This window comes from Burkholderia sp. 22313 (assembly GCF_052045245.1).
In the GTDB taxonomy this organism is placed as follows: Bacteria; Pseudomonadota; Gammaproteobacteria; order Burkholderiales; family Burkholderiaceae; genus Burkholderia.
This window is the reverse complement of record NZ_JBQEON010000001.1, coordinates 182,717-196,118: the sequence shown is the minus strand read 5'-3', so window position 1 is coordinate 196,118 and position 13,402 is coordinate 182,717. Positions and strand designations below refer to the sequence as shown.

At 68.0% G+C, this 13,402-nt stretch carries 12 protein-coding genes; 9 read left to right on the top strand and 3 right to left on the bottom strand.

The annotated features are described in order from the left end of the window. Nucleotides 1-120 precede the first annotated feature (120 nt). On the bottom strand, nt 121-441 hold the full coding sequence (locus ACTJKF_RS00835; RefSeq protein WP_440621641.1) for a hypothetical protein: 321 nt from the start codon (nt 439-441) through the stop codon (nt 121-123). Between the two features lie 372 nt (nt 442-813). Here ACTJKF_RS00835 and ACTJKF_RS00830 point away from each other — a divergent pair, with 372 nt between their 5' ends. Then, nucleotides 814-1,548: a peptidoglycan DD-metalloendopeptidase family protein gene (locus tag ACTJKF_RS00830; RefSeq protein ID WP_440621640.1), complete on the top strand. Its 735-nt coding sequence runs from the start codon at nt 814-816 to the stop codon at nt 1,546-1,548. A gap of 48 nt (nt 1,549-1,596) precedes the next feature. Here the strand turns inward: ACTJKF_RS00830 and ACTJKF_RS00825 are convergent, their stop codons facing one another. Then, a complete protein-coding gene (locus ACTJKF_RS00825; protein WP_440621638.1) occupies nt 1,597-2,235 on the bottom strand; it encodes a Pr6Pr family membrane protein in 639 nt (212 codons plus the stop codon). Between the two features lie 234 nt (nt 2,236-2,469). On the opposite strand from ACTJKF_RS00825, the gene ACTJKF_RS00820 reads away from it, so the two are divergent. The 5 genes from ACTJKF_RS00820 to ACTJKF_RS00800 all read left to right on the top strand — a co-directional run bounded on the left by ACTJKF_RS00820 (nt 2,470) and on the right by ACTJKF_RS00800 (nt 8,117). Next, the gene (locus ACTJKF_RS00820; protein WP_440621637.1) at nt 2,470-3,006 is read left to right on the top strand and encodes a cytochrome b; all 537 of its coding nucleotides are present in this window, start codon (nt 2,470-2,472) and stop codon (nt 3,004-3,006) included. A gap of 159 nt (nt 3,007-3,165) precedes the next feature. Then, nucleotides 3,166-3,534: a DUF2946 domain-containing protein gene (locus ACTJKF_RS00815; protein WP_440621636.1), complete on the top strand. Its 369-nt coding sequence runs from the start codon at nt 3,166-3,168 to the stop codon at nt 3,532-3,534. An 83-nt stretch (nt 3,535-3,617) separates the two neighbouring features. Beyond that, a complete protein-coding gene (locus ACTJKF_RS00810; RefSeq protein WP_440621635.1) occupies nt 3,618-5,747 on the top strand; it encodes a TonB-dependent copper receptor in 2,130 nt (709 codons plus the stop codon). 231 nt (nt 5,748-5,978) lie between these two features. Next, nucleotides 5,979-7,073, top strand: a complete 1,095-nt coding sequence (locus ACTJKF_RS00805) for an esterase/lipase family protein (protein WP_440621634.1) — start codon at nt 5,979-5,981, stop codon at nt 7,071-7,073. A 3-nt stretch (nt 7,074-7,076) separates the two neighbouring features. Continuing rightward, nucleotides 7,077-8,117: a lipase secretion chaperone gene (locus ACTJKF_RS00800; protein WP_440621633.1), complete on the top strand. Its 1,041-nt coding sequence runs from the start codon at nt 7,077-7,079 to the stop codon at nt 8,115-8,117. 9 nt (nt 8,118-8,126) lie between these two features. Here the strand turns inward: ACTJKF_RS00800 and pdxR are convergent, their stop codons facing one another. Next, nucleotides 8,127-9,650 carry a MocR-like pyridoxine biosynthesis transcription factor PdxR gene (gene pdxR, locus ACTJKF_RS00795; protein WP_440621632.1) on the bottom strand — a complete coding sequence of 508 codons (1,524 nt, stop codon included), beginning with the start codon at nt 9,648-9,650 and terminating at the stop codon, nt 8,127-8,129. A gap of 107 nt (nt 9,651-9,757) precedes the next feature. Here pdxR and ACTJKF_RS00790 point away from each other — a divergent pair, with 107 nt between their 5' ends. From ACTJKF_RS00790 to ACTJKF_RS00780, 3 genes are all read left to right on the top strand, one after another. Beyond that, nucleotides 9,758-10,852: an ABC transporter ATP-binding protein gene (locus tag ACTJKF_RS00790; RefSeq protein ID WP_440621631.1), complete on the top strand. Its 1,095-nt coding sequence runs from the start codon at nt 9,758-9,760 to the stop codon at nt 10,850-10,852. 92 nt (nt 10,853-10,944) lie between these two features. Then, on the top strand, nt 10,945-11,991 hold the full coding sequence (locus tag ACTJKF_RS00785) for an ABC transporter substrate-binding protein (RefSeq protein ID WP_440621630.1): 1,047 nt from the start codon (nt 10,945-10,947) through the stop codon (nt 11,989-11,991). A gap of 102 nt (nt 11,992-12,093) precedes the next feature. Continuing rightward, nucleotides 12,094-13,359 (top strand): ABC transporter permease, encoded by a 1,266-nt coding sequence (locus ACTJKF_RS00780; RefSeq protein ID WP_440621825.1) that lies wholly within the window; start codon nt 12,094-12,096, stop codon nt 13,357-13,359. Nucleotides 13,360-13,402 lie beyond the last annotated feature (43 nt).

The window sequence follows — 13,402 nt, the reverse complement described above, 5'->3', positions numbered from 1 at the left end:
GGCATTGATCGCAGGCCGCACGCGCGGCCCGATCTGACCCCGAGCAGCGTAATGCAGTGCAGGCAGCCCGTCGTTCCGCATCACGGAACGGCGGGCTGTTTTCATTGGCGGTGCGCCGCGTCAGTGCAGCGGCCGCGGGCCGCGAGCGATGTCCCGGAACAGCGTGTCGGCCGGCTCGAGTGCCTGCAGCCACGCTTCGTCGTAGCCGCTCAGCGTGTCGAGCGCGTCGCGCAGCCGCTCGATTGCGAGCACCGGCAGCTCGACGCTGTGCCGGGTGGCGCCGCTCAGGTGCGCGACGCTCGCCAGCTGGACGAGGGCGTCGGCGGCTTCGGCCACGTCGGTCGCGAACAGCAGGTGCCGGTTCAGCAATTCGACCAGGCCGCTGGTACCGGCGAAATCCTCGGCGTTGAGTTGCACGGACAGAAACGTCGCATTGTTCATGGTGATCTCCTCGTTATCGCTCGATCGCGCGGTGCCTTTCCGAGTATAGGAGGCGGCGCGCGTGGCCGGCCGGACACCCGCCGGACGCCCCGTGCGACGCGGTTTGCGGCCAGTCGGCATCCGTTTGCGGTGCTGCAAGATTGTTGCCGGCGGAGGCGCCTGCCGCAGTCCCGACCACGACAAATGGTATCTTTGCCGATCGGGACGACGCGAAAAAAGGGCCGGTGAGCCCGTTCACGTCGATGTTCCGCTGTGGAAACTGACGGCCGCGAGAGCGGTCGGATACTGGTTGGTCCGGCCGTCCGGCCGGACATCGTGCGTCGCGCGCCGGAGGGCGGTGGGCGGCGCAACGACGCAAATCCGGGAGGACCCTTGAGAAACAATACTCCGATCCACGATGCGCTGACGCGCTGGTTGCCGCAGGCGGCATTCGTCGCCGCGGCCGTGGCGCTGACGGGCTGTACGATGACGCCGTGGACCGACAACTGGCAGCCGATGCGGCCGTCGACGCCGATGTCGGCCGCCACGCCGGGTGTGATCGCCGGCTATTACCGCGTGAATCCGGGCGACACGCTCGCCGGCATCGCCGCCGCCTACGGGCAGCGCGTGCAGGACGTGGCCAGCTGGAACCACATGTCGCCCAACGACGCCGTGTCGCCGGGCCAGGTGCTGCGCGTCGCGCCGCCGCCTGCCGCGACGTCGCTCGGGCAGCCGTCCGCCGCGGCCGCGCAACCCGGCTCGCTGGCCTGGCCGGCCACGGGTATCGTCGCGACGCCGTTCTCGGCCGGCAAGACGCGCGGCATCGTGATCGCCGCATCGGGGCCCGACCATTCGGTGCGGGCCGCGGCGAACGGGCGGGTGGTCTACGCCGGGTCCGGCGTCAAGGCATACGGGCCGCTCGTGATCCTCAAGCACGACAACGGGCTCATCACGGCCTATGGACACAACGGCAAGCTGCTCGTCAACGAAGGCGACGCGGTGCGCGCGGGCCAGCCGATCGCGGAGATGGGCACCGACGCGAGCGGCCGCGCGACGTTCGAATTCGAAGTCCGGCAGAACGGCAAGGTCGTCGATCCGATGGGGTTTCTGCCGCGCAACGGCGGCTGACGCGCCGCGTGACAACGTGTGCGCCGCGCGGCGCACACGTTCCCGCCTTCAACCTTCCTTGAGCTCCGCGGTGTCAGGCTGCCTCGCATGATTGCCGAGCCAGCGAATGGCCAGCGCGAGCCCCGCTGCGCCGAGTGCGATCAGCGAACACTGGATCGCGACCGGTAGATAGCCGTGCGGCCGCGGATCGACGAACGGGTAGGGATACCAGTTCTCCACCGCGCCGCGCACGAGCGTATAGCCGAGATAGACGACCGGAAAAGCGAGCCACGCGAACGCGCTGCGCCGCGGAATCGGCGAGCGCGGCTCCACATAGAGCCAGTCGCACAGCACCACGAGCGGCACGATCCGGTGCAGGACCCAGTTGTTGAGGGCCGGGGTGATGTGGCGCAGCGCATCGAGCCGCGCGAGCAGCAACTCGTAGACGATCGCGGTGATCAGCATGTACAGCACGGCGGCGCCGCGCATCGATTCGTAGCGGGCCGAGCCGCGGCGCGTGATGCGCGACAGCCCCGCGACCAGCATGGCCGCTGCATACAGGCTGCTCAGTTGCGTGAAGTAGCTGAGGTAGTTGCCGAGGCGGAAGGTCGGCAAGCTCCAGTAGTCGGCGACGCTGTGCAGCGTGATGGACACCGCGAGCAGCGCGGCGATCAGCCGGTAGGCCGCAACGAAGAACGCTTTGCTCATGATGCCCGCGCAACGTCGCACGAAAACTTCATCGTGCCACAGCCGCGGGCGCGCGCGATGCGGATTTTCCATATGACGAGGCCGCGAGGCGGGGCGAGGCGGATTCTTCGGATATTTGATCCGGTCGCGCAATACCGGTCGCTCGTGAGGCTACAATCGGGGCAGCGCCGGGCACCGGCGAGCCGCGGCATGTGCCGGTCGCGTAACCCACACGAGAAATACACGAGACACCGCATGAAAAACATCCTCGCGAAACAGACGCGCTACAGCGCGCCGGCAATCTTCTTCCACTGGATCGTCTTCCTGATGGTGGCGCTCGCCTACCTGGCCATCGAGATTCGCGGGCCGAAAGGCAGCGACAGCCGCGCGTTCTGGATGAATGTGCACTTGCTGGCCGGCACGTCCGTGCTCGTGCTGTCCGTGCTGCGGGTGCTGTGGCGGATGATCAGCCGCGTGCCGCAACCCATTCCGCAGGCAACGCTGCTCAAGTGGCTGTCGACGCTCGCGCATATTGCGCTGTACGTGTTCATCATCGCGCAGCCGCTGCTCGGCATCATGATGGTCAACCTGGGCGGCAAGCCCGTGTCGCTCGACTGGATCGGCGTGTCGTTCACGCTGTTCGGCCCGGACAAGGCGCTGGGGCGGGTGATCAAGGAGGCGCACGAACTGATCGGCAATGCGTTCTACTTCGTGATCGGCCTGCACGCGCTGGCCGCGCTCTACCATCACTTCATCCGGCGCGACGACGTGCTGCGCCGCATGGCGCCGTGATCGCAATACGCTGAAGTCGCGCACGACAATCCAGGGGCGTATGGTTGCGTTGACAACCATGCGCCCCTGGCTCGTTTACGGTCATGTGCGGCTGGCCATCGCGGCGAACATTCGGTAACATCTCGGCTGTTTTTACATTCCGCTTACGCATCGCCGCGCATGCTGCACCGACATCGTCACTTGACCGCCTGGCTCGGCGTGTTCGCGATCTGGCTCGCGATCGCGGCGCCGCTGGTGTCGCAGTGGCGCATCGCGCAGGCGGCCACGCCCGACGCGATTGTCTGCAGTGCAGAGCATGGCGCGCACCGCGCGCCCGATGCAGGCGCCGCGCACGACCACGCGCGGCATCTCGATGCGTGCGGCTATTGCGGCTTCTTCGCGCACAGTCCGGCGATCGGCGCCCCGGCCGCCGCATCGTTCGCTTTCGTTCCCGTCGTTACCGTTTCCGCCGCCGCGCCGCATGCGGCCGCGCCCTGTGCCGACCGCTATCCGCGCGCGTATCCGCGCGCACCGCCCGAGCGCGCCTGACGCGCCGTTTTTCGTTTCCTTCATCGCCGATATCCGTGCGGTCCGTCGAGGCCGCGTGGAGGGCGTCACTCGGGCTTTCGATCATGACCATGTTTTCCTTGCGCGCGCCGCGGGCGTCGCGCCATTCCCGTGCGCGGCGCGTGCCGCGCATGCTGACACTCACCGTTCCCGCGCTGGCCGTCAGCGCGATGACCGCGGCCGCAGCGGCCGAGACCGCACGTGCTGCCGGTGCGCCGGCCGGCGACACGGCCGCGCTGCTGCCGCCCGTCGAAGTCGTCGCGTCGCCGCTGACGACGCCGCTCGTCGTCGTCACGGATCCGAAGACGCCACGCCAGCCGCTGCCGGCGAGCGACGGCGCCGATTACCTGAAGACCATTCCCGGCTTCACGTCGATCCGCAGCGGCGGGACCAATGGCGACCCCGTGCTGCGCGGGATGTTCGGTTCGCGGCTGAACATTCTCGCGAACGGGCTGCCGACGCTCGGCGCGTGCCCGAACCGAATGGACGCGCCGACTTCGTATATCGCACCGGAAAGCTATGACAAGGTCACCGTCGTGAAGGGCCCGCAGACCGTGCTGTACGGTCCCGGCGCATCGGCCGGCACCGTGCTGTTCGAACGCGTGACGCCGCGTTTCGAGCGCCCCGGCATGCGCTTCGAGGGCAGCGTGGTCGGCGGGTCGTTCGGCCGCAACGACCAGAACGTCGACGTGACGGCCGGCACGCCGGACGTCTATGGCCGCGTGACCGCGAACCATGCACATGCGCAAGATTACAAGGACGGCAACGGCAATACCGTGCCGTCGCAATGGGACAAGTGGAATGCGGACGCGGCGCTCGGCTGGACGCCCGACGACCACACGCGCGTCGAGCTGACGGCGGGCACCGGCGACGGTTATGCGCGCTACGCAGGGCGCGGGATGGACGGCGCGCATTTCCGTCGCGAGACGTTCGGCCTGTCGTTCGACAAGCGGCATCTCGGCGACGTGCTCGATCGGATCGAGGCGCGCGTGTACTACAACGAAGCCGACCACGTGATGGACAACACCACGCTGCGTCAACCGGACCCGACCAGCAGCATGCCGATGCGGATGGCCTCCGAGGTGCGGCGCCGCACGCTCGGCGCACGGGCGGCGGCGACGTTCCGCTTCGGCGACGATTTCAAGCTCGTGACCGGCGTCGATGCGCAGTCGAACCGGCTCGACACGCGTTCGGCGATGGGGCGGCAGAACGACGGCGACCAGCCGTGGGATGCGCAGGCGACGATGTGGAACGCGGGCGCGTTCGGCGAACTGACGTGGTACGCGAGCGATGCGTCGCGCGTGATCGGCGGCGCGCGGATCGACTACGCGAGCGCGCGCGACAAGCGTGCGATGACGCGCGGGATGATGGCGAGCAAGCCGAATCCGACCTTCGACGACGATCGCGCGCGCGTGCTGCCGAGCGGCTTCGTGCGCTACGAGCGCGATCTCGTGTCGCTGCCGGTCACGTGGTACGCGGGGATCGGCCATGCGCAACGCTATCCCGACTACTGGGAGCTGTTCTCCGCGAAGCGCGGGCCGGCCGGTTCGATCAACGCGTTCTCGGCGGTGCAGCCGGAAAGGACCACGCAGCTCGACCTCGGCGCGCAATACAGGAGCGACCGGTTCGATGCGTGGGTGTCGGCCTATGCCGGCTATGTACAGGACTACATCCTGTTCAACTACGCGGCCGGGATGATGGGCCCGACCACGCAGGCGACCAACGTCAACGCGCAGATCATGGGCGGCGAAGCCGGCGTGTCGTGGCGGCCGGTTGCGCCGCTGCGCGTCGAGACGTCGCTCGCGTATGCGTGGGGGCGCAACGCGACGAGCGGCGAGCCATTGCCGCAGATGCCGCCGCTCGAGGCGCGCTTCGGGCTCGAATACGCGCGCGGCGCATGGTCGGCCGGCGGCCTGTGGCGGGTCGTTGCGCCGCAGCATCGCGATGCACTGAATGAGGGCAACGTGGTCGGCAAGGACTTCGGTCCGAGCGCCGGGTTCGGCGTGCTGTCGCTGCATGCGCAGTACAACGTCAGCAAGCAGGTGCAGATCTCGATCGGCGTCGACAACGTGCTGAACAAGGCCTATGCCGAGCACCTGAACCTCGCCGGCAACGCAGGTTTCGGCTATCCGGCCAACACGCCGGTGAGGGAGCCGGGGCGCACCGCATGGGTGCGTGTGAGCGCGAAGCTGTAGCGCGCGACGCGCATGTGCGATGCAGCATGCGCGCGCACGAACGCGGCCCCGCCCGAACGGGTGGGGCGCGTCAACCGATTAGAGAACCGTGTCTAGTCAGGGCGCAAACGTTCGCCGCTCGTGCTTCACTCCCGCATTCGACGCACACGATGCCTGCGAGGGTTCGCGACGTGCCGTGCGCGTCGATCCGATCTCATTCGCACCGGCAGCACGATAATCAGGAGAACATGCATGGCCAGATCGATGCGTTCCAGGGTGGTGGCAGGGGCAGTGGCATGCGCGATGAGCGTCGCGTCGTTGGCGGGGGCGACCGCGGTGATGACGCTCGCGACGACGCACGCGGCGATGGCGGCAACCGCGCCCGCGGACAACTATGCGGCGACGCGTTATCCGATCATCCTCGTGCACGGGCTCACCGGCACCGACAAGTACGCCGGCGTGCTCGAGTACTGGTACGGCATCCAGGAGGACCTGCAGCAGCACGGTGCGACGGTCTACGTCGCGAACTTGTCGGGATTCCAGAGCGACGACGGTCCGAACGGGCGCGGCGAACAGTTGCTCGCTTACGTGAAGACCGTGCTTGCCGCAACCGGTGCGACCAAGGTGAACCTGATCGGCCACAGCCAGGGCGGCCTCACGTCGCGCTATGTCGCGGCCGTCGCGCCCGACCTCGTCGCGTCGGTGACGACGATCGGCACGCCGCATCGCGGCTCGGAATTCGCCGACTTCGTGCAGAGCGTGCTGGCCTACGATCCGACCGGGCTGTCGTCGTCGGTGATCGCTGCATTCGTCAATGTGTTCGGCATCCTGACGAGCAGCAACAACAATACGAACCAGGACGCGCTCGCCGCGCTGAAGACGCTGACGACCGCGCAGGCCGCCGCGTACAACCAGAACTATCCGAGTGCCGGCCTCGGCGCGCCGGGCAGTTGCCAGACGGGTGCGCCGACCGAAACCGTCGGCGGCAATACGCATCTGCTGTATTCATGGGCCGGCACGGCGATCCAGCCGACGATCTCGGCATTCGGCGTCACGGGCGCGGCGGATACCAGCACGATCCCGCTGATCGATCCGGCGAATGCGCTCGACCCGTCGACGCTTGCGCTGCTCGGCACCGGCACGGTGATGATCAATCGCGGCTCGGGACAGAACGACGGGCTCGTGTCGAAGTGCAGCGCGTTGTACGGGCAGGTGCTGGGCACGAATTACAAGTGGAACCATCTCGACGAGATCAACCAGTTGCTCGGCGTGCGCGGTGCGTACGCGGCCGATCCGGTCGCGGTGATCCGCACGCATGCGAACCGGCTGAAGCTCGCGGGCGTGTGATCGATGACGGCACGTGAAGGACGCGCGCCGCTCGCGCGGCGCGTGGCGATCTACGGTGCGGTGGGGCTGGCGGCGATCGCCGGCGTCGCGGTGTGGAGCGGCGCGACATCGCATCGCGGCGCCGACGCCGCGCGCGCGTCGGCCGATGCGGCGGTGCTCGACGGCGTGCGCGTCGCGACGGGCGCGCCGCAGGCCGCGTTGCCGGCGAGCGCGGGCCTGCCGTCGCCGCTGGCCGGTTCCGTTGCGCCGCGGCTGCCGCTCGACGCCGGCGGCCATCTCGCGAAGTCGCGCGCGGTGCGCGATTTCCTCGACTACTGCCTGACCGCGCAGAACGACCTGAGCGCGACCGCGCTCGATGCGCTCGTCGTGCGCGAGATCGCCGCGCAGCTGGACGGCACGGTGGCGCAACCCGAGGCGCTCGACATCTGGCATCGATACCGTGCCTATCTCGACGCGCTCGCGAAGTTACCCGACGCCGGGGCGGTCGACAAGGCCGATCCCGGTGCGTTGCAGCTCGCGCTCGACCAGCGCGCGTCGCTCGCATACCGGACGCTCGGCGACTGGAGCCAGCCGTTCTTCGGCGCCGAACAGTGGCGGCAGCGCTACGATCTCGCGCGGTTGAAGATTGCGCAGGACCGCACGTTGACGGACGCGCAGAAGGCGGAGCGGCTCGCGGCGCTCGCGCAGCAGATGCCGGCTGATGAACGCGCGGCGCAACAGAAGGCTGAGCGGCAGCGGGCCACGATCGACCAGATCGATCAGTTGCAGAAGCGCGGGGTGACGCCCGACACGATGCGTGCGCAACTGACGCAGACGCTCGGCCCCGAAGCCGCCGCGCGCGTCGCGCAGATGCAGCGGGACGACGCATCGTGGCAAAGCCGCTATGCGGACTATGCGGCGCAGCGGGCGCAGATCGACACGGCCGGGTTGTCTTCGCAGGATCGCGACGCGCGGATCGCGGCGCTGCGTCAGCGCGTGTTCACCAGGCCCGGCGAAGCGGTGCGTGCGGCGTCGCTCGACCGCGGTGCCGCCGCCGCGCCCTAGCGCATGCGATCATGCCGCGCGCGTGAAGTGCCGCGGCAGATGCTGCTCGATGGTTGCCGCGAGCGTGTCGAACGCGGGGCCGATGCTTTCGTGCGCGACGCACGCATAGCCGAGCAGCAGCCCGTGCCGCGCGGTGTCCAGGCTGCTGTAGTAGCTGGTGAGCGGGCGCACGATCACGCCCGCGTCGAACGCGCTTTGCGTGACCGCGCGATCGTCGCAGGTGTCGGGCAGGCCGAGCACGAGATGCAGGCCGGCCTCGTCACCCATCACGGGCAGTGCGTCGCCGAAGCGTGCATGGATCGCATCGATCAGCAGTTGCCGGCGCTCGCCGTACAGCGTGCGCATCCGCCTGACGTGCGAAGTCAGGTGCCCGTCCATGATGAACTCGGCGAGCACCGCCTGCTGCATCAGCTGGCCCTCGCGATACAGCTCCGACAGCCCGGTGCGGAACGTGTCGACCAGGTGCTCGGGCACGACCATGTAGCCCATCCGCAGGCCGGGAAACAGCATCTTGCCGAGGCTGCCGACGTAGATCACGCGGCCGCCGTCGTCGAGCCCTTGCAGCGACGCGAGCGGGCGGCTGCCGTAGCGGAATTCGCTGTCGTAGTCGTCTTCGATGATCCAGCAGCGGTGCTGACGTGCGTACTCGAGCAGCATCCGCCTCCGCGCGAGGCTCATCACCATCCCGAGCGGATACTGATGCGACGGCGTGACGAGCACGAGCCGCGGCGGATGCTGCATGTCGCCCGCGCTCGGGTCGAGGCCTTCCTGGTCGACCGGCACCGGCATGAGCGTGAGGCCGGTCGCCTGCAGCACGCTGCGCACGCCCCAGTAGCACGGCTCCTCGACCCACGCGCGATCGCCGATGTCGGACAGCAGCCGCACCGCGAGGTCGATCGACTGGTGGATGCCGGTCGTGATGATCACCTGGTCCGGCGAGCATTTGACCGAGCGGGCGACGCGCAGGTAGTCGGCGAGCGCGCGGCGCAGCGGCCGGTAGCCGCCGCCCGGCGCGTAGGTCAGCAGCTCGGGATTCGCTTCCTTCCACAGCCGCGCCTGCAGGCGGCTCCACGTGCGACTCGGGAATTCCGATACGTCCGGCACGCCCGGCATGAACGCGCCCCACTGGCGCCGCGACACCCCCGCGTGCTCGATCAGTTGCCGGCCGCGCGCCGACAGGCCGCCCTGCGCGTCCGGCAGCGGTGCCGTGCCGGCGTCGGGCGACGCCGATGCGGCGCCCGGCACGCGAATCGCGGCGGCGTCCGGGCGCGTGTCGGCCACGTAGGTACCGCTGCCGGTCGTGGTCAGCACGTAGCCTTCGGCGGTCAGCTGGTCGTACACGTGGAGCACGGTATTGCGCGCGATCGACAGGTCGGCCGCCAGCGTGCGCGAACTCGGCAGCTTCGTGCCTGGCCCCAATTCCCCGGTGAGGATGGCTTGCTGCATCTGTTGCAGCAGTTGCCGGTACATCGGCTCGGACGAGCTGCGGTCGAGACGGGCGGAGAGCCAGTCGGCGAGGATCACGGTATCCAAAGTGGTCCCACTGGGAATATTGAAATGGTTCCCTAGTATAGAACCGTGCGCGCCGTATAGTGGGTCCATCTCAAAATTGATTGTCGCGCAGCAAGGGGACAGCCACGATGAAGTCCGATGATGTGATCGTCAGCTTTCGCGGCGTGCGGAAGACCTACGACGGCGAGACGCTGGTCGTCAAATCGCTCGACCTCGACATCCACCGAGGGGAATTCCTGACGCTGCTCGGGCCGTCCGGCTCGGGCAAGACCACCTGCCTGATGATGCTGGCGGGCTTCGAGTTTCCGACGGGCGGCGAGATTCGCCTCGACGGCGAGCTGCTGAATACCGTGCCGCCGCACAAGCGCAACATCGGCATGGTGTTCCAGAACTACGCGCTGTTCCCGCACCTGACGGTCGAGCAGAACGTCGCGTATCCGTTGACGGTGCGCAAGCTGTCGGCGGCCGAGCGCGCGGAGCGCGTCGCGCATGCGCTGAAGATGGTGCAGATGGAACGCTTCGCGAAGCGCTATCCGGCGCAGCTGTCGGGCGGCCAGCAGCAGCGCATCGCGCTTGCCCGTGCGCTCGTGTTCGAGCCGAAGCTCGTGCTCATGGACGAGCCGCTCGGCGCGCTCGACAAGCAGTTGCGCGAACACATGCAGTACGAACTGAAGGCGCTGCACGAGAAGCTCGGCGTGACCTTCGTCTACGTGACGCACGACCAGGGCGAGGCGCTGACGATGTCGGATCGCGTCGCCGTGTTCGACAAGGGCATCGTGCAGCAGCTCGATACCGTCGACCGCCTGTACGAATCGCCGTGCAACGAGTTCGTCGCGAACTTCATCGGCGACAGCAACCGCCTGCGCGGCACCATCGCGCGCGTCGACGGCGAATTCTGCGACTTCCGGCTCGACGACGGCACGCAGCTCGTCGGACGCCGCATCGGCGACGCCGCCGAAGGCGCGCCGGCCGTTGCGTGCATCCGTCCCGAACGCATGAGCCTCGCGAACGGGCATATGAATGGCGGCACCGCCAATCGCGTGACCGGCGAGGCGCGCAGCCTCATCTATTTCGGCGATCACGTGCGGATGCGCTGCGCGCTGCCGGGCCAGGACGAATGCTTCGTGAAGGTGCCGCTCGGCACGGGCGCGCTCGACGCGTTCTCGCCCGGCACGCCGGTATCGCTCGCATTCTCGCCCGAGCACCTGCGCGTGTTCGCGTGACGCAGGCTTTTGCCGTTTCCCGTCTTTCCGTTTTTCCGCAGCACGTCGTCAACAACAAAGCCCACTTCCACCACGAGAGGAGAGGAACCACCATGAACCGAGCAAGCTTTACCGCGCGGCGCACCGCGCTCGCATTGGCGCTCGCCGTCGTCGGCGCATCGGCCACGGCGGCCGAACTCACGGTCGTCAACTTCGGCGGCGCGAACGGCGACGCGCAGAAGGCCGCGTTCAACCAGCCGTTCGAGAAGTCGACCGGCAACAAGGTCACGGCCGTCGAGTACAACGGCGAGCAGGCGAAAGTGAAGGCGATGGTCGAGGCGAAGCACGTCAACTGGGACGTGGTCGAAGTCGAATCGGGCGACCTGAACCGCGGCTGCGACGAAGGGCTGTACGAGAAGCTCGACTGGTCGAAGATCGCGAAGAAGTCCGACCTGATTCCGGAATCGCCGCAGGTGTGCGGCGTCGGCTTCTTCGTGTGGTCGACCGCGCTGTCGTACAACGCGGACAAGCTGAAGAGCGCGCCGGCCGGCTGGGCCGATTTCTGGAACGTGAAGAAATTCCCCGGCAAGCGCGGGATGCGCAAGGGCGCGCGTTACAACCTCGAGTTCGCGCTGATGGCCGACGGCGTCCCGACGAAGGACGTATACAAGGTGCTCGGCACGAAGGCCGGCCAGGATCGCGCGTTCAAGAAGCTCGACGAGCTGAAGCCGTACATCCAGTGGTGGGAAGCGGGCGCGCAGCCGCCGCAGTTCCTGGTGGCCGGCGACGTCGTGATGTCGACCGCGTACAACGGCCGCATCGATGCCGCGCAGAAGGAAGGCAAGAACCTGAAGGTCGTGTGGAACGGCAGCATCTACGACCTCGACTACTGGGCGATTCCGAAGGGCTCGCCGAACAAGGCGCTGGCCGAGCAGTACATCGCGTACACGCTGACGCCGAAGCCGCAGCAAGGGTATGCGCAGCACATCGCGTACGGCCCCGCGAACGTCGCGGCGATCAAGTCGCTCGACGCGAAGACGCTCGCGAACCTGCCGAACTCGCCGGCCAACGGCAAGAACGCGGTGCTGGAGGACATCGGTTTCTGGACCGATCACAGCGACGAGCTCGAGCAGCGCTTCGCCGCATGGGCGACGAAGTAAGCGCCGTTCAGGTGTCCTGATGCAACCTGCCGCGCGGCGCGCCGAACGCGTCGCGCGGCATTCCGCCGGATCGAGCCCGGCCGGAGAGAACCGTTGAACACGATGACGATCGCTCCTTCCTCGCCGTCGACAGTCGCGCTCAAGCGCGAGCTGAAGGCCGCCGAGGCCCGCAAGCGCACGATGGCGTTGCTGCTGATCGCGCCGCTCGCGATCTTCCTGCTGCTCGTCTTCGTCGTGCCGATCGGCACGCTGCTCACGCGCGCCGTGCAGAACCCCGAGATCGCGACCGCGCTGCCGAACACCATCGCCGCGCTGTCGGGCTGGGACCGCAAGGCGCCGCCGGCCGATGCCGCATATGTCGCGCTCGCGGCCGACATGACGAAAGTCGCCGACAGCGAGGCGATGGGCGCGCTCGCGCGGCGCCTGAACACCGAAATTCCCGGTTATCGCTCGCTCGTCGCGAAGACGGCGCGCGCGATGCCGCTGAAGGGCGACGACAGTGCCGGCGCCGCGGCGCTGACGCCCGCGCAGACCCGTGCGAAGTTCATCGACCTCGATGCACGCTGGGGCGACGTCGCATACTGGCAGTCGATCGCGAAGAACGGCAGCCAGGTGTCGCCGTTCTACCTGCTCGCCGCGCTCGACCACAAGCAGGACGGCTTCGGCCGGATCGTGCAGGCCGATCCCGACCAGTCGATCTATCTCGCGATTTTCGGCCGCACGTTCGTGATCGGCGTCGCGGTCACGCTGTTCGCGCTGCTGCTCGGCTATCCGCTCGCATACTGGATCTCGACGCTGTCGGAGCGCCGCGCGAACCTCGTGATGATCCTCGTGCTGATTCCGTTCTGGACGTCGGTGCTGGTGCGCGTCGCCGCGTGGATCGTGCTGCTGCAGAGCGAAGGGCTGATCAACACCGCGCTGATCGGCAGCGGGCTCATTTCGCATCCACTGGCGCTGCTGTTCAATCGCGTCGGCGTGTACATCTCGATGACGCACATCCTGCTGCCGTTCATGATCCTGCCGCTCTACAGCGTGATGAAATCGATCCCGCCGACCTACCAGCGCGCGGCCGTGTCGCTCGGCAGCCATCCGTTCGCCGCGTTCTGGCGCGTGTACGTGCCGCAGACCTATCCGGGCGTCGGCGCGGGCGCGCTGCTCGTGTTCATCCTCGCGATCGGCTACTACATCACGCCGGCGCTGCTCGGCGGGCCGAACGACCAGATGGTCAGCTACTACGTCGCGTACTTCACCAACGTGACGATCAACTGGGGCATGGCGTGCGCGCTCGGCGGGCTGCTGCTCGCGGCGACGCTGGTGCTGTATGCGGTGTACGGGCGCTTCACGCGCACCAACGTGAGCCTCGGCTGAGCGCCGGGCGGAACACGAATACGGAAACGGAAAGGGGATGCCG